Source organism: Nitrospirota bacterium (assembly GCA_016214855.1).
Classification (GTDB): Bacteria; Nitrospirota; Thermodesulfovibrionia; order Thermodesulfovibrionales; family UBA6898; genus UBA6898.
Map to the genome: position 1 here is coordinate 143,466 of JACRMT010000004.1, position 22,563 is coordinate 166,028.

The window sequence follows — 22,563 nt, forward strand, 5'->3', positions numbered from 1 at the left end:
TATGGTAGACATTGACAGACAGATAGAGATTGCAAAGAAAAAGCCGCTCACGGCAGAGAACCTCAACTATATCGGCGACCTGTATCTGAAGAAAGATGATAAGCAGCGGGCTGTTGCATATTTTTTTGAGGCGGCTGACAAACTTCACTTCGCACAAAAAGAAAAGAAGATCGCCATTTACAAGAAGATCCTGAAGATCTCGCCGGTCTCGGAAAAGGCCTACATCGGCATTATTGAGATCCTCTCAAAGATGGGGCTTGTGATGGAGGAGAAGAAATACCTGCATATGCTCGCACAGCTTCATGAGAACAGAGGTGACTCGGCAAAAGCTATCGAGCTTCTCGACAAGATCAGGGAACTTGATCCCCATGTCATGCCGGACGGCACATTTTTCCACCGCGAAGCCCACGAGCAGATAATCGGATACGGCAAGGATAGTCGAAGGCAGGAGGCAGCAATAAATGAAGACGAAAACAATGTGAGCCAGCCGGGAGAGCAGTCTCTGCCGGATTTATCGGTATCCGGCCCTGCCGAAGCTATCGAGGAGGAGAAACTGATTGTGGCCTCGCTTGAAGAAATTCCCCTTGAGGAGCCTCCTCCTGCTGAGGGGGTGTTGAGCGGAATCTCCCGTCGGCAGTATCTTCTTGGCGGCATCATTCTCGTATTGCTTGTTTTTGCTTCAGGAGTTTTATACTATTCCTTTGGGACACGGGCAAAGCCGGTTGCATCTCTGCCGGTGTCGAGCCGTCTTAATGGTTATGAGATAACTGTTTCCAGGCTTGCTGACCAGACAGAGGTGACTGGCCTTATCACTGCGCAGGATCTGCGCGATAACGATTTCCTTGTGCTTGCCGTCAGCAGTCTTAGCAATTGTATTCCGGACGCATTTGCAACAGCCCCCTACAACATGATATCGTTACGAGACAGGAAAGGCGGGGCTACGCGCATTAAACCAGTGGACGGACTGCTGAAGACTTCCAGATCAATATCAAAAATGAATGTTTGCGGCAGAGACAATGCAATAGTTTTTGTAAGGATGATCGTCCCTGTTGACCGACATATCCTTTATTCCGGACTGGCCCTGGACGGACTTCAGAATACCGGGCCGCTCACAATCACATGGGATCTGCGATAAGAGTCATGCGGATCATGCGGTTCATGGTCTTGACAGCTGCTACTATGCTGATCGTGTCACTCTATGCGCCGTTAGCGTCTGCGCTGCCTGAAAAGAAGCCTGACAGCAGGCTCCTTGCCTTAAAAATACAAAAAAATATTTCTCTGAATGATCTGATCAAGACCTCGGGATACGGCATCAGCGACGAGGCTGTCGTCCTGTTCCTTACCGATTTCATCGGGCTTAACCCGTCTATCAAAAGTGTCAGTCTGCTGAAGAAGGGAACTTTGGTGCGGCTGCCGATCAAGCATCTGAAGAGGTCGGAGGAAGGTTCGGCACGTTCCCGGGAAAAAGCCGAACGCGGCAGCCCGCGCTATCGGGTTTCAAAAAGGAGAACTCCGCTTCTCCTTCCCGCTCAGGAAGTTCTGCGCATTGACAGATCCGTGTTGTTGAAGAACATACAGAGGCTCTTTTCTGAACTGGGAGAGGACGTATCTTTAGTGAAGGAAGGGTTTAAGTATTTCTCCCTGGGCGAAAAAAGCGACCTTTCTTTTGATACCGGCCGGTTCCCGATTTTGGAGCTGCGCAGTGATCTCATCCTCATCGTTGACCACACAGATACGTTTCCCGAAGACGTGAAAAACATGCTTGAGGTCTCCTGGCCCGAATATCGGGTGGTCAGTCCGCGGGGCAAAGTAGACCTCCGGGGGATTGTTCCTATCCTGCTGCATGAGTCAGGATACCTTTTCCAGGAAAACAGCAAGATGATTTCGGGCGGAGCAGCTCAGGTCGAGTATTATGCGGATTTTCTTGTTCATGGGAAAAATGGTAAGCCTATGGAGAGCGATATTTCGCTGGTCAGTGTTCTTGACAGCAGCGAATACCGGACGCCGCAGGAGATCACTTCATGGTTTAATGACCGGGATATACGGATCATCGAGCTCGCGGAGCAGGACAGAAAATATATAAACAGAAGTCCTGGATCGGCTCTCGATATGCAGGGGAATCCCCGGAGAAACGTATTTGTAGAAGGCGTGCTTACGCTCATGGGTTATCCTTTTTCGCGTGGCCAGAATATCAATATGTCACCGAAGAAGGAGATAACCTTCAACATGCGGGCTGACCTGCTTATTGATATGGGATACAGGAAGAAGATCATTGAATTTTCAGGCATCACTGAGCAGGAGCTGAAGTATGTGCAAAAGTCAGGGCTGGATATAGTGCAGATTGAACCATGGGAGTCGAAAAATGATGTGATCAGGAAAGTTATGACTCTCCTGTCTCTTAACTATACGAACTCGTCCAGAAAGAATTCCTCGGTCCTTTCGCCGAGGAATACCCGCTATCGCCTTTTGGTTCCCGGTTTTGTCGTTAAGTCTCTGAAGGGAGTATTTTTCTTCACGGATGCCAATATAGACGCGGAACTGCAGAAGAACATCATGGGCGAGGGCATATCGTTGGTCACTTTTTGATTTTTTGTTATTTTTCTTTGACATAGAGCATCAAAATATGATTTTATATACCTTAATAAATTCATAGAGGAATAAGGGATGGTTCCAGGGAAAAAAGCATCAGAAAAGTATTCTGTACTTCTCATTGCATTTGTCGTCGTGCTCTGCCTGTACAGTATGGTCTTTGCCGGGACTGTCGTCATAAAGCCCGGTCAATTCGACCATTTTACCGTGCAGATGCCGGAAAAAGCAGTTGCCGGAGAGAACTTCGTTGTTAAAGTTTCTGTGTATGATGCAAGCAAGAACCTCATAACCAATTTTTCTGAAACAGGCAAGGAGTTCAAGGTCGATGTCAGCGGCGCAGCAACCACTCAGCCTGCGGTATTGGGTGCATCCGCCTTTACAGGCGGCATTGCCAGCATTGTGGTCAATAACAAAAAAGCGGAAAAAACAACCTTTTCCATCAGAGAGGCCGGCGGTTCTGTGCCGGTGATCAGCCGCGAGATCCTGGTTATACCCAACCGCCTTGATCATTTTATTGTTCAGTCGCCGGTATCTGTCACAGCAGGAAAAAACTTTGATGTTAAGGTAGTTGCAAAGGATATATTTGAAAACACCGTTCAGGACTTTGATATCGGCAAGAATATCAAACTGACCACCACAGGAACGTCTTCCGTCAAACTGCACGGAAGTGAAGCAATTGACTTCAAAAATGGCCAGGCCGCGGCAGTCTTTGTTTCTGAAAAGGTCGGAGATGTGATCATTGAACTGCAGGAACTGACTTCCGGCAGTATGGGAAAGACCCAAAATATTCAGGTAAGCCCGGCTAACCTTGCTTATTTCAAGCTGCAGGCGCCAAAGGCAGCGGTTGCAGGCGAAGCCTTTGAACTGCTACTCTCAGCATACGATACGTACGATAATATGGTCACCAACTACGCTTCAACCGGAAGCGGTATCAGGTTATCGACAACAGGCACATCGAAGATCGATCCCTCTGCGGTTAATCCTTCTGAATTCAGGAACGGACAGGCTCTCGTGAAGGTTGCGTATGAGAAGGCTGAAGAGATCCAGATCGTGGCAAGAGAATTAAATAGCGAGCAGTCCGGCAAGACTTCTGATATTCTTGTTGCGAATGCATCCCCGGATCACTTTGTGGTAGTAACTCCTGATACCGGCGTATCAGGTCAGAAGTTCAAAATCAAGGTTGAGGCATACGACAGGTTCAATAATATTGTTAGGAATTTTAACCTTATCGGTGCTGACGTTATGCTCAGCACGTCAGGCAATGGTTCTTTGAGCCCAACGAAGGTCCCGGCTCCCGATTTCGCGAACGGTATTGCAGTTGCCGATGTCACTTACGACAGGGCAGAATCCTTCCAGATCTCTGCCAGGATGGCATCTGACAGATCGGCCGGAAGAATTTCGGTCAGCGACCGCGAGGTAAAACGCGAAGTGCCTCATGCACCTGCGAACGCCGAAACAAAAGAACTCAGGAGCCCGGCTGAAACTACGGCCAAGATATCAAAGAAGAAAGAAATAATAGATTTACAGAAGACAAAGCAGGAAAAGCATCTTCCTGTTCAGAAAAAGCAGCAAACAAAGCAGGAAGCGAAGAAGGCACCGGTCAAGGCAGCCAAAGAGGTAAAAAAGCCTGAACCCAAAAAAGAAGCTTCGGAAAAAGCGGAACAAAAACAGGAAACTGGAAAGAAAGAAGCCCCTAAGGCCGTGAGCAGAGAGGCTGCAAAGAAGTCAGCAGAGCCGCAGCAGATCGTTGCAAAGAAGGAAGTCCCTCCTGCAAGGCCTGTTGAAAAGAAAATAGAGAAGCCTGCTGCCGATGAAGCAAAAAAAGCCATTACGGAGGCACCAAAGAAAGAAGAAAAAAAGACCGAAAAAGCTCTGTATAACATAAGCAAGGTTTCTATCATTGAGGCAAAGAACAAGGCGATGCTTGTTATCAATATCACCAATCCTAATGGCAACCTTGACTACGGAGATGAGATCGAATCCAAATACGGCAAAGAGTGGCTCAAGCTGCGAATAAGACCTGCTATTAACAGCACAGAGAAAGCGTTTAAGTTTAAGTCAGCGTATGTAGGTGAAATGCTTATCGAAGAAGATAAGGCCGGCGGTCAAAATCTTATTAATGTCTTTATCGAACTCCTTCCTTCCGGCGTCACATATGATATTGCCCGTATAAAGAACACGCTTGTTGTAACATTTTCAAATCCCTGATACTGAACAGAACAAGGACCCAAAAAGCCTGCGGATATCATCTGCAGGCTTTTTTTTACCGGCCCGCTTCAGAGGAACAAACGTGAGTCCGTCAGGTTGCGAATGAAAATATTGCTGATTAATCCGAACCGCAATGTGCTCCCCCCGGTACCTCCTATTGGCCTGGAATATCTTGCGGCCAGTCTTGTTCACGAAGGGCATGAAATAAAAATCCTTGATCTTACCTTTCATGGGCATGCTGACAATCTTATAGACGATACAATCTCCGGGTTCAGGCCTGAGCTCGCCGGAGTGACGGTGCGAAACATTGACAGTGTCCTGTTCAGTGATAACGAGTTTTATCTGGATTCTGTGCGTGACGTCGTTCATAGACTGAAGGTCAAGCATGGTCAAACGGTTGTCATTGGCGGGGCAGGTGTAGTGGTTAATCCGGAAGCCGTCCTTGAATATCTCGGTGCTGACTGCGCTGTTGCCGGTCCGGCTGAAAACGTTATCCATGACCTCCTTGATGCCTTCAGCAGGGGAACAGGGGTAAAGAAGGTGTGGAGAGGATCCTTCCGGCCCTATTCGTCCTGCTCAAGAATTACCACTGACACGGATTATCAGAAGTATTACAACTCTGGTGGAGTGGCAGGATTTGAAACGCATAAGGGATGCAGTTCTTCCTGTATTTACTGCATTGAGGCACAATCTATTGTTGCCTTCAAGCGGCCAGAGGATGTGATCAGGGAGATCAGAGAGTTTGTTGAGCGAGGGTTCAGTCATTTCCATCTTTGCGATGCCGAGTTCAATGAAGATCTTGACCACTCCATTGAATTCTGTTCTACGTTGAAGCGGGAAAATATGCAGATGCAATGGGCCCTCTATATGAAGCCGGCAAATTACAATCAGAGGCTTTTCCGGCTTATGAAGGAGACAGGCGTCAATCTTATCACTCTCACGGTCGATTCGTTCAAAAAGTGCCCTCTTTATTGGCATGATGCGGAAAAGATCATCTTCAATGCACAATCGAACGGGATACGCATTGCTGTGGATTTTCTGACCGGTTTCCCGTATGAAGAGACCGATCTGCTAACATGGTGTCTCGACTTCTTCCGGAGGCTGCAGCCCGACAGGGTAACTATCAATACATTCATTCGTTTGTACAGACCCTTAATGATAACAAAGATCATTGAGAGAGACGAAACGCTTAAGGCCCATATCCTTGGCAGTCGAGATGACAAGGATATGATACTCCCGATATTTTACAACCAGACGGATCAGGCCTGGTTAAGAGATTGCATTTCCGGTGATGACCTATTCAGGATTGAAGGGGATGAAAAAGGGGTGAATTATACAAGGATCTGAACTGCATTATTCCTTTAACTCTAAGAGGAAACAGCGTTCAAGGAGAGAAATCACTTGAATAATTTAGTGTTTTTTACTAATACTATTACAGGAAAAGGAGCCGCAATGCTGAAGGATAAGATCGAGCGGGTTTTGGATAAGGTCAGGGTGAGCCTCAAGGCAGAGGGCGGAGATATTGAGCTTCTGGATGTCAGAAATGATATTGTGTATGTGAAGCTTACAGGTGCATGTGGAACGTGTCCCATGTCAACTCTCACCATGAAGAGCCTTGTTGAAACGAGCATAAAGAATGAGATCCCGGAAATAAAGGCTGTACAGGCAGTCTGAAGTATCTATGCTATGGAGAATACAATAGGGCGGCTTATTACAAAAAGATTTTTTTCTGTCGTGGGTGCACTCTTTTTCCTCGCGATATCATCAGTATTCCCTTCTTTCTCTTCCGCTGTTGATAACATAGACGTCACCGATATTCGTTACTGGTCATATCCGGATTATACGCGCGTTGTCATAAGCCTGACCAATAGTCCTGATTATGCCGGGAACAAACTTTCAAATCCGGACAGACTGTATTTTGACATCAGAAACAGCCGTCTGAAGCAGGATCTTCAGAAGACCATATCCGTTGGTAATGGCATGCTCAAGACCGTGCGGGCAGGGCAGTTCAATGAGAGCACCGTGCGCGTTGTGCTTGATCTTGATAAAGTGACCAAGTACAAGGTCTTGACCATGGAAGATCCTATTCGTCTTATTATAGACATCTATGGCGAAAAGCCGGCCGCGTCGGTCAAGAAAAGGATCGTGCTCGATCCCGGCCATGGAGGTCATGACCCGGGAGCGGTCGGTCCGAAGAATTTATACGAAAAAGATGTTGTACTCGACATCGCATTAAAACTGAAGAAGATCCTGGCGAACGATCCGAATCTTGAGATATTCCTTACAAGAGAAACGGATGTGTTTATTCCCGTTGAGCAGCGGCCCGCGATTGCGATCAGCAAGAACGCTGACCTTTTTCTTTCAATCCATGCCAATGCGAGCCCTCGAAGAGATGCGAGAGGGATTGAGACTTATTTTCTCAATTGGACTAACGATGAAGAAGCAAACAGGGTCGCTGCGCGCGAAAATGCCATATCCCTCAAAAAAATGAAAAAGCTGAATGAAGGAAGGGATGTGCTCGAGGTGATGCTGAGCGATCTCAGGAGGGACAATAAACGCGATGAGTCCCTGAAACTCGCAAACTTTGTCCAGCAGAACATGGTGAGCAGCCTGAACAAGAGCTACAGCCATATCGTAGATCACGGCGTGAAGCAGGCCCTTTTCTATGTGCTTTTCGGGGCGCAGATGCCTTCCGTGCTGGTTGAGGTGTCCTTTATCAGCAACCCTCTTGAAGAGAAGCTTCTCTCAAAGGACGGTTACCGTTCAGAACTTGCGAAATCGATTGCATCCGGGATCAACAAATACATGAGTGGGGCACCTGAGGGCCAGACCATAGCACAGCGCGGCAGGACCGTTGTCCGCTGAGTTTCGCATTTTTTCGTATCTGCTATTTATTTTCGTCCTTTTTCTCCTGCCGGATCTCAGATTGTATGCAGGCATTTTTGCACTATTGAGCCTCTGCTTGATAACCGTGCCGTTCCGAACACTGAAGGCAGGATGGATGCCGATAGCTATGTTCCTGACCTTTACGTTTGCCAGTAATGCCTTATATCATTCCGGCAGGATTGTATTTTCCGCCGGCCCGATACTGATTACGCAGGAAGGCCTGCACCTCGCCGCATTAAGAACCATGAGAGTCCTTCTCATGATAGGCAGCGTAAAGTTTCTCATGGCAAAAACAGGAACTGAACCTCTCGTCAATGCGTTGGCAAATCTGCTCAGGCCTTTTGAGAGGGCAGGCCTGCCGGTCAAAGATTATTTTCATACCGTGGGCCTTACCTTGAAATGCTTTCCGATCCTGAAAGATGCTATTGCACGTCACTACACCGAACATGTGCAAAAGGGAGTTGCGCAAGGCATTATAGCCAAGGCGGGACTCATGGCGCAGTTTATACTGCCGCTGTTCGTGGAAAGCATACAATCTCCGGAACTTCTTTTTCCGGAAGCTGATCAGCATGAAAAAAAGCTTTGATCTCATCATAAAAAGTGGTCTTGTCTTTGACGGCAGGGGTGGCGAGCCTCTCATCTCTGATATTGCAGTGAGAGATGGACGCATTGTTGGTATCGGGACATTCAGTGAGATAGGTGGTGAAACGGTAATTCAGGCAAAGGGGCTGGCAGTAGCCCCTGGATTTATAGACAGTCATGCCCATTCTGACTTCACCCTTATTGCAGACAGTCGCGCTGAAGGGAAATTATTTCAGGGCATAACTACCGAGATAAATGGCAACTGCGGCATGTCAGCCGCGCCTCTTTATGGGAAGGCGGCTGAACGGCGTGAGGAGGACCTCAAAGAGCTCGGCATACGTGAACGCTGGAATTCGGTAAGTGACTATTGCGCGCTCATGGAAAAGATTGGCCCGTCCTTAAACTGCGCGATGCTGATCGGTCACGGCAATATCAGAGGCGCCATCGTCGGGTATGACAACAGGAAGCCTTCCGCAGAGGAGCTGGTATCCATGAAGCATCTTCTTGATACCTCGATCCGGGAGGGCGGCAGAGGGCTTTCGACCGGGCTTATCTATCCCCCCGGCATGTACAGCAGAACCGATGAACTTACTGAGCTGGCAAAGGTATTAAAGCCTTACAATATGGTCTATACAAGCCATATGAGGAGTGAGGGCACAGAGCTTCTTGAATCAATTCAGGAGGTGATTGCGATCGGTCGTGGAGCCGGTATCAGGACACATATTTCTCATATCAAGACTGCAGGAGAGCAGAACTGGCATAAGTCTGATGCTGCCATAGCTTCGATTATGGCGGCAAGAGAGCAGGGATTGCAGATAAGCTGCGACCGCTATCCTTATATTGCATCGAGTACGGATCTTGATTCCCTGCTGCCTGCCTGGGCATTTGAAGGCGGCAATGAAGAAGAGTTGCAGCGGCTGAACTCAGAAGAAATGCGCATAAAGATGCGGCATGAACTTCTTGAACAGGTCAGGAACAGGGTGTACTGGGATCGGGTCATCATCTCTTCAGTTGTTTCCTCCGACAATAAATGGATGGAGGGAAAGACCATAGCCCGGATAAGCGAACGTCTTGGCTGCGATGAGATGGAGGCTGTCTTCAAGATACTTCTGGGAGAAAAACTGCGGGTCGGGGCCATATTCCTCTCGATGAGCGAGGACAATCTCAGGAAATTTCTTTCCCTGCCTTTCTGTGTCATAGGATCTGACAGTTCTGCCCGCTGCTTTGACGGTCCTACCCGTCTCGGGAAGCCCCATCCGCGGACGTTCGGAACATTTCCGAGATTTTTCGGCCAGTATGTTAGGGATGAGAAGCTTATGCCCCTGACTGAAGCCGTTCGAAGGGCGACAATGCTTCCTGCAGGGATATTCGGCCTGAAGGGCAAGGGGCAGATCAAAGAAGGCTTCTCTGCAGACATCGTTATCTTTGACCCTGATACGATATCTGACAGGGCTACGTTCGAAGACCCATTTCAAAAGCCCATAGGCATCCCGTATGTGCTGGTCAATGGCGTAACTGCTGTCTGGGAAGGTGAACGCACGCGAAATGCATCAGGCCGAATGCTGACAGAGTAAGACAATGAGCTCATTACCGCTTATTGCTGTTACCACAGGCAGCCGGGATAATTTCCTGAACAAGCCGCACCTGTATATGCAGGCAATTCAGAGGGCTGGAGGTATGGCCGAGTTCGTCTATGCCGGATCAGGGAAAAAAGACCTGATTGATCATTTTGACGGGTTTCTGATCCCCGGGGGTAAAGATATCGATCCGTTGCGGTATAATGAAAAACAGAGCTATGAGATCAGGCACGAGGAGCAGAAGAGGACTGACTTTGAGCTTTTTCTCCTAAGAGGAGCGACAAAAAGAAAGAAGCCTGTCTTTGGCATCTGTTACGGCATGCAGGTCATCAATCTGTTTTTTAAAGGTTCCCTGTATCAGGATATTGAGTTGCAGATAAAGGATTCTCTCGATCACCGAAAGGGCACGCATGCACTTGCCGTGCATCCAAATCCTTTTCTGGCAAACGGAGTTTTTGAGGTGAACAGCAGTCATCACCAGGCCGTAAAGTCGATAGGAAAGGGCCTCATACCTTTCGCATATTCGGATGATGGCATTGTTGAGGGTATTTATCTCAGCGACTATCCTTTTCTCCTGGGCATTCAGTGGCACCCCGAGAGAATGGAAAATTCACTATCAGAAGCAATTTTTAGTTCCTTTATGAAGGAGTGTCATGAGCTCAAATAGATTCTCAACTCCCATGCTTCTTTTTATCATTGCCGTACTGGGCTATCTTTCTTATCAGATCATAAGCCCTTTTCTTACTGCCACAGCCTGGGCAATGGTTTTTGCGATCGTTTTTTATCCCGTGTATGCCTTTATCTGCAGATATGTGAGATTCAAATCTGTTGCGTCATTGATCACCATAGTTCTTATTCTTATTATAATTATCGGACCGATCTCGTATCTCACTTCGCTTCTGGTCAGTGAAACACAGGCATTTCTGGCCAGCATCGATCAAGACCGGTTTGAGTCGATACAGAAGTTTTATAGTCACCTGCGTTCCTCTTTGCTATACCAGAAAATAAGTTCGTACACGGGAGAGCTTCCCTCAGAAAAAGTTATTCTGGAAGGTATGAGAAAGGTCGGAGGGACAATTCTTCAGAACATGTCTCTTCAGATAACGAATGTGCTGGCGATCATGGCAAACTTCCTCTTTATGATCTTTACTATCTTCTTCTTTCTCAAGGACGGCCCCGGATTCCTCTCGAAGGCACGTGACTTTATGCCTTTTAGCGAAAGACATAAGGACAGGCTGGCAACACAGATCAAGGACATGATCGTTTCAACCGTATATGGTGGCGCGACGGTTGCGCTTATTCAGGGCATCCTGGGCGGCCTTGCCTATTATGTGATCGGCATGGAATCTCCGGTAATGTGGGGGGTTGCCATGGCTGTCATGTCCTTTGTCCCGCTCCTCGGTACATTTTCTATCTGGGGGCCGGGATCGATTTTTTTGCTTCTCACCGGAAGCTATATAAAGGGCATAGGCCTCCTCCTGTTCGGCGTTTTTGTCATCAGCATGGTCGACAACATCCTGAGGCCGCTGATCATCGGGTCCCGCACCAAAATGCCCACGGTACTGATTTTATTCAGCGTCCTTGGCGGCATTAAGCAATTTGGCATGATCGGTTTTGTGATGGGGCCTCTCATCATGGCAGCCTTTATCTCTGTCTTCGAAATATTCCGCCATATAGAGGACGACAAGGAAGAGGACATTGGGACCGGCCGGCAGAGCTGAGATAAGAACTTTTTCCCCGGCGATTTCTTTTTTTCTTGCGCTATCTCTTATTGCCTGCACGGCAAGTGACCGGATCGCCGGATATGTTCATTACAGGATCAATTACAACCCCACGACCCTTGATCCTGCGCTGATCGTTGATGTCACCGGAGGATTGATCGCGGCCAAACTTTTTAACGGTCTCGTCAGACTTGATGAAAACCTGGAGGTCAGTCCTGACCTCGCAGAATCATGGAATATCAGTTCTAACGGAACGATATATACGTTTCATCTGAGAAAAGATGCAAGGTTTTCGAATGGTCGAGCGCTATCTGCGGCTGACGTCAAATACTCCTTTGAGCGCATTCTTGATCCCAGGGGCAAATCCCCCAATACCTGGATACTTGACAGCATATCAGGCGCAAAGGCGTTTATGAAAGGCAAGAACTCTGAGGTGGCGGGCATAAAGCTTTCGGGACCTCATACCATCCAGATAATCCTCGAAAAGCCTTTTTCCCCGTTTCTTAATCTCCTCACCATGACAGCGGCCTATGTAGTGCCGCAAGAGGAGGTCAGGAAATGGGGAGATGACTTTACTGCCCATCCGGTCGGTACCGGCCCCTTTCGTCTGACGCAGTGGAAACATAACAGTCATCTCCTGTTAGACAGAAATGAAGACTATTTCGGGGGCAGGGCAATGAGCAAGGGTCTTCGGTACAGGATCATTCCTGAGGACCTCACCGCAATAACAGAATTCGAGTTAGGCAATCTTGATGTCATCTCTGTTCCGGCATCCGAATATCGCAGGATCATTAATACCGCAGATAAAAACCTTGTCTCATCCGTGGAGGGCATTAATACCTATTATCTCGGATTTAACTGCTCCCGTCCTCCCTTTGACGATATCAGGGCAAGAAGGGCTGTTTCCCTCGCTATTGACAGGAAGAGAATCCTCGAAACATTCTACGAGGGCAGAGGCCGGCTGGCTCATGGCCCGATCCCTGATATTCTGAGACACTGGGATGCGCCTGTTTTGCCTGACTACGATCCTGCGGGTGCAAGAAAATTAGCCGATGCAGCAGGTCTGAAGGAAAGAAAAATCCAGTTCTATATAACCGCTGACCCTGAGGTTGTTGATATTGCCGAGATCATTCAATCCTATCTCCGGAGCGCAGGTCTCTCGGTCACCATAAAACAGCTTGAATGGAGTTCATACAAGGCCGCCATTAACAATGGCGAGGCGGACATGTTCTGGATCAGCTGGTGGGCCGACTACCCTGATCCTGATAACTTTCTCTTTCCGCTCTTTCATTCCTCGAATCATGGGCCAGGCGGCAACAGAACGCGGTATACGAACAGGGCGGTTGATGCCCTGATAGAGGCAGGGCAGAAAAGCTCTTCAAGGGTGACCCGCGATCGTTATTACCGATTGGCGGAAAGGGCAATCGTTGAAGACGTTCCCTGGGTTTTTTTCTGGCACAAGAAAGATATCACGGTTAGACAGACCACGCTCAGAAATTACCGCATATTTCCTATCTACAGCATTGACAAAGGAATGGAGGTATTTTTTTGAGAGCGTTCATCCTTCGAAGGATAGGGCTCATGATACCGCTTCTAGTGGGCATAACCTTTATCACGTTTTCGCTGACCAAGGCACTGCCGGGCGATCCGGTCTTCAGCATTGTGGGTGAACGTTCCAGCCCCGAGACCATAGAGAAGATACGAAAGGAGATCGGCGCTGATAAAAGCGTCATAAGGCAGTATGCCGGGTATATCACTCTCCTTTCACAAGGAGAACTTGGACGATCCTACTATACAAACAGAAACGTAGCTGACGAAATTGCTCTCAAGTTCCCCAATACCCTGCTTCTCGCGTTTGCTGCGATGGGTATTGCAGTACCGTTCGGTGTGCTTCTCGGATTCATGGCAGCATTGCAGAGGGGAAGGGCTGCTGACAAGATCATTACCATGTTGTCTGTCACCGGCGTCAGCACGCCGGTGTTCTGGAGCGGCCTGCTGCTCATGCTTCTGTTCAGTCTCAGGCTGAAAATACTTCCCCCTTCGGGAACTGATGGTCTGCAATATCTTGTTCTGCCGGCAATAACCCTTTCTCTTCCAGCTCTTGCTGCCCTTGTGAGAGTTACCCGTATCACGGTCGTTGACGTCATGGATCTGCAGTTCATCAGAACAGCGAAGGCAAAGGGTTTAACAGAAACTTCCATTAACAGGATCCATATCATGAAAAATGCCCTGATACCGGTTATTACCGTCATCGGTCTTGAGTTTGGCAGCTATCTTAACGGCGCGGTTCTTACCGAGACCATCTTCGGGTGGGACGGCATGGGACGATTTGCCATGGAAGGTATTATCAAACGCGATTATCCTGTTATTATGGGATGTCTTCTCATAGGTACGATCGTTTTTGTGCTCGTGAATCTTATTGTTGATATCGTATATCACTCTGTGGACCCGCGGGTGAGGATGCATGGGACTGACCGGTAAAATATCAGCCGTCATACTCGTCCTCATTTTCTTGCTCTCGGTCTGTTCTTTTCTTCTGGTTCCCTATGACCCGGACGCTATCGATCTTGACAGTCTCAAACAGCCGCCCTCATTCAGGCATGTCCTCGGCACTGACAACAAGGGCAGGGACATTCTTGCCAGGTTATTGCACGGCGGAAAGATCTCTGTCGGTATTTCAATGCTTGCAGCGCTCGTGAGCATGACTATTGGCATGGCGGTCGGCCTGGTTTCCGGATATGCAGGCGGCAAGACTGACACCGCCTTGATGGCCCTGGTAGACCTCATTCTCTCTTTTCCTGCATTCCTGCTTGCCATAGGGGTATCACTTGTTCTGGGTGAGGGTATTTACACGGTTATGATCGCGATCTCTGCGGTCGGATGGACATCTTTTGCACGGCTCGTCAGAGGGCATGTCTTGTCTCTGAAGGAATCCGCATTTGTTGAAGCCGCTCGCGCATTAGGCTGCAGCCACGCACGGGTGATCATGGTTCATCTTCTGCCTCAGTGCATTCCTCTTGCCTTTGTGATGGCAGGACTGAAAGCAGGGGGATATATTCTGACCGAGGCCGGCCTCAGTTTCCTCGGCCTTGGCGCTCAGCCGCCTACCGCAACCTGGGGCTCGATGATCAGTGCAAGCAGGGTCTTCATCAATTCAGCGCCCTGGATGGTCTTCTTTCCCGGCATCATGATCGCAGTCACTGCGATCAGTTTTAATCTTTTAGGGGATTCTCTTAAAGAATTCTATGATATCAGCAGAGAGAAAGGAATACGATAAATTATTAGGGTATCCATTTTTCAGCAGTTCGTCCCGATTAGTCAAATCAGACTCTGATCAAAAAAGGCATCTCACCAGAGCAGAATTATCCCACTGCATCCTTAATGCTGTTAATGGCATTAATATCACCCATGAGGATGACCACATCGCCTGATTTTAGTATCGCATTGTCAGGAGGGTTAAATTCATATGAGTTCTCTGACTGTCTGCTGAGCGCAACAACGGTCACATCCTTCCTGGACGATATTCCCGCTGTCTGAAGTGTCTTATTCCTGTAAGGAGATCGATCATCAATGGCAAGTTCATCCACCCTGATGGTCTTCTCCTGTGATCTGAGCATGAGGTCGAGGAATGACACGACCGACGGCCTGATCAGTTCCGATGCCATCCTGAGGCCACCGATAAAGTTCGGCATTACTACGCTGTCAGCCCCAGCCATTCGTATCTTCTGCTCAGACTCCTCCTCAACTGCCTTGGATATGACCCTGAGAGCAGGATTAAGTCTTTTAGCGGTAAAGACCACAAGAAGATTCTCAGCGTCTGACTGAAGTGCCGACACAATTCCCCGGGCTCTTTCTATGCCGGCGGTCTGAAGCACGGTATTATGGGTCGCATCACCCTGAACATAACATATGCCCTGCTCATCAAGCAGCTTAACCGTTACCGGATCTCTGTCTATGGCAACAACATCATTGCGCGTTCTGACCATTTCTTCAAGGACATGTTTACCGGTCTGTCCAACGCCGCAAACGATAACATGACCTTTCATGTCAGCAATTTTTCTCTGCATTTTTCTCCTCCTGAGCGTATCTGTCAGCTCTCCCTCAACGATAAAGGCAATTATTGACGAAACGCCGTACACAAGAACGCCTGTACCCCCTAATATGAGGAATATCGTAAATATCCTGCCCTGTTCTGAAAGCGGATGTACTTCCATGAATCCGACAGAAGCAATGGTAATGACGGTCATATAGAGTGAATCAAGCAGAGGCCAGTGTTCGATAAGCATATATCCGCAGACCCCTGAAGAGAACACAAACAGAAGGGCGACACTTATGAAGAACAGTCTTTTTAAGAGCATAGATAGAAGATACCAGAACGAGCAGAAGAAGATAAAGAGCAGGGATGAGAAGCTGCGCGCGCAGCCTCTCTATCATGCTTCATGAAAGGAGATAGCATCGCTATTGTCCAGGTCATCGTCCTCAGATATTTCATACGTCAGCTCTTCGGGCATTTCAACGGTCTCACAACGATCTCTCAACTCTGAAAAAAGAAACGGTCGGGTCGATTTTGGAAGACTCTCATAGGAGTACAGTTCCCTGAGATCATTTGTTTTCATGTCAGGTATGAATCGTGCCACGTGAGTCATGGGCGTATGGAAGTTCCTGATCAGACTGTATTTAACGGCATATCGTAACGACCATTTCGGATGTTCGGCTATCATACGAACTACCATGGGCTTTACGGAACGCTTATTGATTATCTCGCAGAGATGTGTTTCGGTAATAACCGTACTGTCCAAGCAGGCATTGACAACGCTGCCGTCTCCCCGGCCCATAATTGCAATGACGATGGTGCTGCTTGACCTTTTCGCTAGTGCTATACAAACTCCTGAGGGCATGGAGGGTATTTTCTCTGCAAGCATCAGTTCGATCTTCTGGCGCACGGTCACAGGGACTGCCTGATTTTTTGTCAGGTCACCGAGATCAAAGAGGCGAATAAATTTCAAAAGAGAAAAAACCACTCTCAGCGGTGTTCGGGGGTTCCTGCAGAGGGCGAGTTGAAGCTTATAGCAGTGCTTAAACCGGACATCACCGGCAAGAAAGCCCAAAGCCTCGGCAGGCGTGCTCCGTGCTTTCGCAAGAAAGACGGCCATCTCCTCATTAAGGCTTCTGTTCAGTGTTACATTCAGAATGACCTGGGGATGCGCATCGCGAACCAGTAACCAGAGTTCCTCATCCTGAGCGGTATATGCCCGATCGAGTCTCTGTTCCAGTGACATCATAGCCTATAGACGCAAGGGTAGTGATCCCAAGGGATCAGGTTATGGCCCTTCGGATATAGATCTCTTTGGCGATATCAGGATCCAACGCAACCGTGGTTTCGTCAATGCTCAAGACAAAGGACGGAGTCTTCTGGATCAGTTTGATCACACTTCCGGCAGCAATGCCAAGCGAGTTCAACTTGCTTATCCTTGACGGGTCAGAAGGCACTATGAAGGTTATCCTGCCCTTTGCGCCAACTTCGAATTCGGAAAGGCGCATAACTACGGGAGTCACGTCAATCTTGAATTTCCTGCAGCATTCACCGCGCGGAATAGCCTTGCCGTGGGGGCAGGTTGGAGGATGGCCAAGGAAAGTGCAGACGCTTTCGGTCAATTCTTCGCTTAGAATGTGCTCCATCTTGCAGGCATCGCTCACGACCGTGTCATCAGACATTTCGAACACATCGGTGAAGAGCCGCTCGGCAAGCCGCTGCCTGCGTATAAGACCACGCGCTGCTGTCTGTCCCCGCTCCGTAAGAGCGATATCATCGCCGGCAACAGAAGCGAGGCCGTGATGAAGCAGGGTTTCAATGAGGGTATCCGTATCAGCGTCATCTGAACTTAATTTGAAATGGTTCATGCCCCCATGGTTATCCTCACCGAGGACCCAAAGCAGTTCCAGTGCCTCGTCGATGCGTTCCTGATCAGCAATAATGGCCATGAATAATTATATGCTATAGAAAGATTTTATGACAATGCGAGAGGAAGGCCTCCCGTCATGACCCGTCTGAATGTTCTCCTGTGGATAGGGCAGGGTCCCCACTGTGCGATCATGTCCAGGTGATCTTTCGTGCCGTATCCTTTATGCTTCTTGAACCGGTAAGCGGGATAAAGGCCGTCATAGTGATGCATAAGCCCATCTCTGACATATTTTGCAATAATTGATGCAGCAGCTACCGAGGCGCTTTTGGCATCGGCCCTGATGATCGGAAACTGTCTGACCTCCAGGCCGGGAATGGTTACCGCATCAACAAGCAGGGCGTCCGGGGAGGAGGCAAGATCCTGTACTGCCTGCTTCATTGCTGATTTCGTTGCCTTGAGAATATTTGTCCTGTCTATTTCCAGGTTATCTACAACGCCCACGCCTACGGCAGCCGCAGATACCATAACCTCCCAGAATAAGCGGGAGCGCTCTTTTTCGGGGACCTTTTTTGAATCACGGAGGCCATATATTCTTATCTGCCGGGGGAGAATAACTGCGGCGGCTACAACGGGGCCCGCCAGGGGACCCCGTCCTGCTTCATCTATACCGGCTATGACCGGGAAACCTTCATCTCTGAAAGAATCGTCATGCCGGTAAATGTCCATAGAGCGCTACTTTGCTGCGAAATCTTTCTCTTTGATCTTTGCGGCCTTGCCCTTCTTCTCCCTGATGTAATACAGCTTTGCCCTTTTAACTTTTCCCTGCTTGATGATCTCGACCCTGTCAACCGTGGGAGAGCAGACAGGGAAGATCCTTTCCACCCCGACACCAAAGGAGATCTTTCTGACTGTGAAGGACTCGCGGGTGCCGCAGCCCTTCCTGCCGATGACAAGACCCTGGAAAGGCTGTATTCTTTCCTTGTCTCCCTCGACTACTTTTACAAAGACCTTAACGGTATCTCCGACATTAAAGACTCCAAGATCTCTCTTGAACCCTTCTTCGATTGCATTGATGACATTCATGATGCTTCCTCCTTTATCTGTTCCAAAAGTAATTTCTCTTCAACCGAGAGACTGTATGACTTCAGCAGATCCGGCCTCTTTTGAATCGTGGCCTTCAACGACTGTTTTAATCTCCATTTCCGGATATCCTCATGGTTGCCCGAAAGCAGCACCTGAGGAACACTCATATCCCTGAACTGCTCAGGCCGCGTGTAGTGCGGATAATCAAGCAATCCATGACTGAACGAATCAGCTTCTGCCGACTGGCTATCGCCAAGCACATCCGGTAAAAGTCGTGAAACGGCATCTATTATAACCAAAGCAGGCAGTTCTCCGCCAGTCAAAACGTAATCTCCGATCGAAATTTCATCATCAACAAGATGATCACGCACCCTCTCATCAATTGCTTCGTATCTGCCGCAGAGAAAAATCAATTCTTTTGTCTCATCGGCTAACTCTCGGGCAACGCTCTGAGCGAAGACCCTGCCGCCGGGGGAAAGCATGATAACTCTGCGTTTTTCCTTTTCCGGCCACTGCTCCTCAACGATCCGGAAAAACGTTTCAGGCTTCATAACCATACCGGGGCCGCCGCCATATGAATAATCATCGACCGTGTGGTGTTTGTCAGTGCTGTAATCACGAAGATTATGTACCGCTACACTGACAAGCCGCCTGTCAATAGCACGCTTCAATATACTGCATCCCAGATAGGAGTTTACCATCTCCGGAAAGATTGTTACGATGTTGAAGCGCTTATGCACAGAACACGGTCCTGTTCATGTCAATATCGGTCTTGACCAGATCAATCCAGAAGTCCATCGATCGGCGTTATGGTTATTGTGCCCGTGTTGAGATCAATATCGGCAACGATCTGTTTTACTGCAGGGATCAGATGTTCTTTGTCCTTGCCCTGAACAACATACAGTTCATTTCCCGGAGTTTCCATGATTCCCGTAACCCTTCCTATCATTGTTCCATCGGCCGTTACGACGGAAAGACCTATTATCTGATGATAATAGTACTCGTTTTTCGCCAATCCCGGCAGCATGGATGCATCCACCTCGATCATGGCATTCCTGAGCCTCGATGCCTCTTGCCGATCGGATATGCCATGAAATGAGATGATGAGGAACTCTCGGTCAGTCCTGATGGAATGAATTGTTTTTTTCTGGACGGTTCCCGCAGGCATGACTACATACGCTTCAGTCAAAGGGGGAAGTGATTGGGCTGCTTCGGAAAGGGGGAAGGCCTTTACTTCTCCTTTGATCCCCCGTTCCTTTATAATGCGTGCTACGGCAATGTGATTTAAGGCAGGATCTCCTTGCACGATGATTTCATGAACGCGGCCCCAAGGGATCTTGCCATGCTAAAATCAATCCCTTCATCATCGTCTGCCGATGAGCGGACAATGTGCTTACGCGCCGGCTTTCTCTATGAGTTTTTTTGCCGTATCCGTAGGCTGAGCTCCCTTTTCGATCCAGTGCTTTGCTCTCGCCACATCAATCTTGATCTCTGATGGCTCCTTCAAAGGATCATACGTGCCCAAAATCTCGATAAAAGGACCATTTCTGCGCGTGCGTGAATCAGTTACGAGCATCCTGTAGAACGGCTTCTTATGTGACCCTAATCTTGCAAGTCTGATTTTTACCAAAAAAAACACCTCCTGTTATGATCTAAAATTTTAATATAAATTACTGATAAAAGTAAAGGAAATCAGAGACAAAAAAATCGAGGCAGCTTTATGTTTTTCTTGCCCTTGAACATCTTAAGCATCTTTTTCAGCTCCACATATTGCTTGACCACTCTGTTGACATCAGCTACGGTCGTTCCGCTTCCCAGGGCAATTCTTTTTCTCCTGCTTCCGTTGAGGATAGTATGGTTTGAACGCTCTTTTTTTGCCATAGAACTGATGATCGCCTCGATCTTTACAAATTCGCGTTCGTCAACCTGCATGTCCTTTACCTTGCTCATGCCAGGGATCATACCCAGAATGCTTTCCAGTGGTCCCATGCCCCGTATCTTCTTAAGCTGTTCCCTCAGATCGTCAAACGTAAAGGAATCATCCTGTATTCTTTTCTGAAGTGTTTCTGCCTCCTTCTGGTCAAAGGAGCGTTGCGCATGCTCGATAAGACTGAGGACATCACCCATCCCGAGAATGCGGGAGGCGATTCGATCAGGATGAAATGGTTCGAGCATATCGATCTTTTCGCCTACACCAATAAACTTGATGGGCTTCTGAGTAATCTCGCGCACAGAAAGAGCTGCTCCGCCCCGGGCATCGCCGTCCATTTTTGTCAGGATAATACCGTCTATGCCAATCTGATCGTTAAACTGTTTCGCTATGTTCACTGCATCCTGTCCGGTCATGGCATCCGCGACAAAGAGGGTCTCTCCGGGTTCAATGCTATTCTTGACGTTCCTGAGCTCAGCCATGAGCGATTCATCTACATGCAGCCGGCCCGCCGTGTCGATGATGAGAATGTCATAGGCCTCCGACCGGGCCTTCCTGAGGGCCTCAAGGGAAACCGCTACCGGGTCTCTGGTATCTCGTGAAGAAAAGACAGGAACGCCCACCTGTGCTCCCAGAGCCAGGAGCTGATCGATAGCTGCAGGCCGTTGCAGGTCACAGGCAACAAGAAGAGGACGCCTCCCTTCCTTCTTGAAATGCTTGGCAAGCTTTGCTGCAGATGTGGTTTTGCCGGAGCCCTGCAGGCCGACCATCATAATAATAGTCGGCGGGTTCGGGGAAAGCATGATCTTGACATTGGCACTTCCCAGAAGAGCGCAGAGCTCCTCATGGACTACCTTAACGACCTGCTGCCCGGGCGTGAGACTTTCAAGAACTTCCTTGCCCAGAGCTTTTTCTTTTATTCTCTGGACAAAATCTTTCACTACCTTGAAATTCACGTCAGCCTCAAGGAGGGCCAGCCTTACTTCTTTCAGCGCTGCATCTATGTCAGCCTCGTTAATGAGACCTCTGCCTTTAAGCTTCTTGAAAATCGAATCAAGTTTGTCGCTTATGCTTTCGAACATTACAACAGCTTCTCTATGTGAGCGGACAGTTTATTATCGAGTTCTTCAGAATATCCCTTGTAGATATCGACAATATTGCCATCTTTCCCGATAAGGACGGTGGTAGGTATACTGGTGATGTTATATGTTTTAGGAGTAGCTTCATCTGCAAGAAGAACGGTGTAGTTAATGTTATGTGAAGCTGCGAACTGCCTGATTTTTTCCGACGCATCAGAATCAGTGTCTATGGACACCCCAATTAGCATAAAATTCTTCTGCCCGTATTTTTTGTTGAGTTCAACCAATGCGGGCACTGATGCCTTGCACGGCGGACACCACGTAGCCCAGAATTCGAGAAGCACCACTTTTCCCTTATAATCGGAAAGCGAAATATTCCGGCCGGCGAGATCCTTGAGCGTAAAATCAGGAGCAGCTGTATTAAGCGCTGCGGCTGACCCGGCAGGGGACTTGCTGTCTGTTTTGGTGCAGGCTGCGAAAACCAGACCGAGCGCAAAAAAAAGAAAAAAGAAATAGTTCTTTATCATATAAATTCCGTGAGTCAGCGTGTCAGAAATTCAGGCTCAGGCGAGCAGGCTGTCAATCTTTGCCTTAAGCTGAGGTTTAGGAACAGCGCCGACAATGCGGTCCGCCTCCTGTCCATTCTTGAAGAAAATAATGCTGGGGATTCCCATGATCTTGTATCTGCTTGCTATTTCCGGATTTTCGTCTGTATTAAGCTTCATCACTTTTATTTTTTCAGCATATTCCTTTGCAAGTTCCTCAACCGTCGGGGCTATCATGCGGCAAGGACCGCACCAGACTGCCCAAAAATCTACCATAACCACGCCGTTGTGACCCAATACCTCTTTATCCCATGCTGCTGATGTTGCCTCAAATACATTTTCAGACATGACTGACCTCCTCCTTAGAATTTTGTATTATATTGCCGGTGCTATTTTTTTGTCAACGAAGCATCTTAAAAGCACTGAGAAGACAGGGGGATAACAATACCACATTGACAGT

Annotated in this window: 24 protein-coding genes; 13 read left to right on the plus strand and 11 right to left on the minus strand. The window is 48.3% G+C overall.

Annotation, left to right across the window (positions count from 1 at the left end; all coding sequences use genetic code 11):
* The first annotated feature begins 1 nt into the window (after position 1).
* The 13 genes from HZB62_02710 to HZB62_02770 all read left to right on the plus strand — a co-directional run bounded on the left by HZB62_02710 (position 2) and on the right by HZB62_02770 (position 14,840).
* A complete protein-coding gene (locus HZB62_02710; GenBank protein ID MBI5074072.1) occupies positions 2-1,135 on the plus strand; it encodes a hypothetical protein in 1,134 nt (377 codons plus the stop codon).
* A 23-nt stretch (positions 1,136-1,158) separates the two neighbouring features.
* A complete protein-coding gene (locus tag HZB62_02715) occupies positions 1,159-2,586 on the plus strand; it encodes a hypothetical protein (GenBank protein MBI5074073.1) in 1,428 nt (475 codons plus the stop codon).
* 78 nt (positions 2,587-2,664) lie between these two features.
* Complete coding sequence (locus tag HZB62_02720) at positions 2,665-4,797, plus strand: hypothetical protein (GenBank protein ID MBI5074074.1); 2,133 nt, start codon at positions 2,665-2,667, stop codon at positions 4,795-4,797.
* Between the two features lie 102 nt (positions 4,798-4,899).
* Complete coding sequence (locus HZB62_02725) at positions 4,900-6,144, plus strand: cobalamin B12-binding domain-containing protein (GenBank protein ID MBI5074075.1); 1,245 nt, start codon at positions 4,900-4,902, stop codon at positions 6,142-6,144.
* A gap of 108 nt (positions 6,145-6,252) precedes the next feature.
* Positions 6,253-6,471 (plus strand): NifU family protein, encoded by a 219-nt coding sequence (locus tag HZB62_02730; protein ID MBI5074076.1) that lies wholly within the window; start codon positions 6,253-6,255, stop codon positions 6,469-6,471.
* Between the two features lie 12 nt (positions 6,472-6,483).
* The gene (locus HZB62_02735) at positions 6,484-7,662 is read left to right on the plus strand and encodes an N-acetylmuramoyl-L-alanine amidase (protein MBI5074077.1); all 1,179 of its coding nucleotides are present in this window, start codon (positions 6,484-6,486) and stop codon (positions 7,660-7,662) included.
* Positions 7,652-8,269 (plus strand): hypothetical protein, encoded by a 618-nt coding sequence (locus HZB62_02740; protein ID MBI5074078.1) that lies wholly within the window; start codon positions 7,652-7,654, stop codon positions 8,267-8,269. The genes HZB62_02735 and HZB62_02740 overlap by 11 nt, the downstream gene beginning before the upstream one ends.
* A complete protein-coding gene (locus tag HZB62_02745) occupies positions 8,253-9,839 on the plus strand; it encodes a D-aminoacylase (protein ID MBI5074079.1) in 1,587 nt (528 codons plus the stop codon). Before HZB62_02740 ends, HZB62_02745 begins: the two co-directional genes overlap by 17 nt.
* A 4-nt stretch (positions 9,840-9,843) precedes the next feature.
* Positions 9,844-10,509 carry a gamma-glutamyl-gamma-aminobutyrate hydrolase family protein gene (locus HZB62_02750; protein ID MBI5074080.1) on the plus strand — a complete coding sequence of 222 codons (666 nt, stop codon included), beginning with the start codon at positions 9,844-9,846 and terminating at the stop codon, positions 10,507-10,509.
* Entirely contained in the window at positions 10,496-11,563 is a 1,068-nt protein-coding gene (locus HZB62_02755) for an AI-2E family transporter (GenBank protein ID MBI5074081.1), read from the plus strand. The genes HZB62_02750 and HZB62_02755 overlap by 14 nt, the downstream gene beginning before the upstream one ends.
* Entirely contained in the window at positions 11,541-13,115 is a 1,575-nt protein-coding gene (locus tag HZB62_02760; protein MBI5074082.1) for an ABC transporter substrate-binding protein, read from the plus strand. Before HZB62_02755 ends, HZB62_02760 begins: the two co-directional genes overlap by 23 nt.
* 29 nt (positions 13,116-13,144) lie before the next feature.
* Positions 13,145-14,044, plus strand: a complete 900-nt coding sequence (locus tag HZB62_02765; GenBank protein MBI5074083.1) for an ABC transporter permease — start codon at positions 13,145-13,147, stop codon at positions 14,042-14,044.
* A complete protein-coding gene (locus HZB62_02770) occupies positions 14,028-14,840 on the plus strand; it encodes an ABC transporter permease (protein MBI5074084.1) in 813 nt (270 codons plus the stop codon). The genes HZB62_02765 and HZB62_02770 overlap by 17 nt, the downstream gene beginning before the upstream one ends.
* Positions 14,841-14,925: 85 nt before the next feature.
* On the opposite strand, the gene HZB62_02775 is transcribed toward HZB62_02770, so the two are convergent.
* The 11 genes from HZB62_02775 to trxA all read right to left on the minus strand — a co-directional run bounded on the left by HZB62_02775 (position 14,926) and on the right by trxA (position 22,451).
* Entirely contained in the window at positions 14,926-15,849 is a 924-nt protein-coding gene (locus tag HZB62_02775) for an NAD-binding protein (protein MBI5074085.1), read from the minus strand.
* Positions 15,850-15,993: 144 nt separating this feature from the next.
* Positions 15,994-16,845, minus strand: a complete 852-nt coding sequence (locus HZB62_02780) for a hypothetical protein (GenBank protein ID MBI5074086.1) — start codon at positions 16,843-16,845, stop codon at positions 15,994-15,996.
* 34 nt (positions 16,846-16,879) lie between these two features.
* Entirely contained in the window at positions 16,880-17,545 is a 666-nt protein-coding gene (locus tag HZB62_02785) for a FeoA domain-containing protein (GenBank protein ID MBI5074087.1), read from the minus strand.
* 26 nt (positions 17,546-17,571) lie between these two features.
* Positions 17,572-18,192 (minus strand): ribonuclease HII, encoded by a 621-nt coding sequence (locus HZB62_02790; GenBank protein MBI5074088.1) that lies wholly within the window; start codon positions 18,190-18,192, stop codon positions 17,572-17,574.
* A gap of 6 nt (positions 18,193-18,198) precedes the next feature.
* A complete protein-coding gene (gene rplS / locus HZB62_02795; protein ID MBI5074089.1) occupies positions 18,199-18,549 on the minus strand; it encodes a 50S ribosomal protein L19 in 351 nt (116 codons plus the stop codon).
* Positions 18,546-19,250, minus strand: coding sequence for a tRNA (guanosine(37)-N1)-methyltransferase TrmD (gene trmD / locus HZB62_02800; protein ID MBI5074090.1), 705 nt, complete (start codon positions 19,248-19,250; stop codon positions 18,546-18,548). The genes rplS and trmD overlap by 4 nt, the downstream gene beginning before the upstream one ends.
* An 80-nt stretch (positions 19,251-19,330) precedes the next feature.
* Positions 19,331-19,855, minus strand: coding sequence for a 16S rRNA processing protein RimM (rimM, locus tag HZB62_02805; GenBank protein ID MBI5074091.1), 525 nt, complete (start codon positions 19,853-19,855; stop codon positions 19,331-19,333).
* A gap of 87 nt (positions 19,856-19,942) precedes the next feature.
* Positions 19,943-20,179: a 30S ribosomal protein S16 gene (gene rpsP, locus HZB62_02810; protein ID MBI5074092.1), complete on the minus strand. Its 237-nt coding sequence runs from the start codon at positions 20,177-20,179 to the stop codon at positions 19,943-19,945.
* 62 nt (positions 20,180-20,241) lie between these two features.
* Positions 20,242-21,561 carry a signal recognition particle protein gene (ffh, locus tag HZB62_02815; GenBank protein ID MBI5074093.1) on the minus strand — a complete coding sequence of 440 codons (1,320 nt, stop codon included), beginning with the start codon at positions 21,559-21,561 and terminating at the stop codon, positions 20,242-20,244.
* Entirely contained in the window at positions 21,561-22,085 is a 525-nt protein-coding gene (locus HZB62_02820; protein MBI5074094.1) for a TlpA family protein disulfide reductase, read from the minus strand. The genes ffh and HZB62_02820 overlap by 1 nt, the downstream gene beginning before the upstream one ends.
* Before the next feature lie 36 nt (positions 22,086-22,121).
* Entirely contained in the window at positions 22,122-22,451 is a 330-nt protein-coding gene (gene trxA, locus HZB62_02825; protein ID MBI5074095.1) for a thioredoxin, read from the minus strand.
* Positions 22,452-22,563 lie beyond the last annotated feature (112 nt).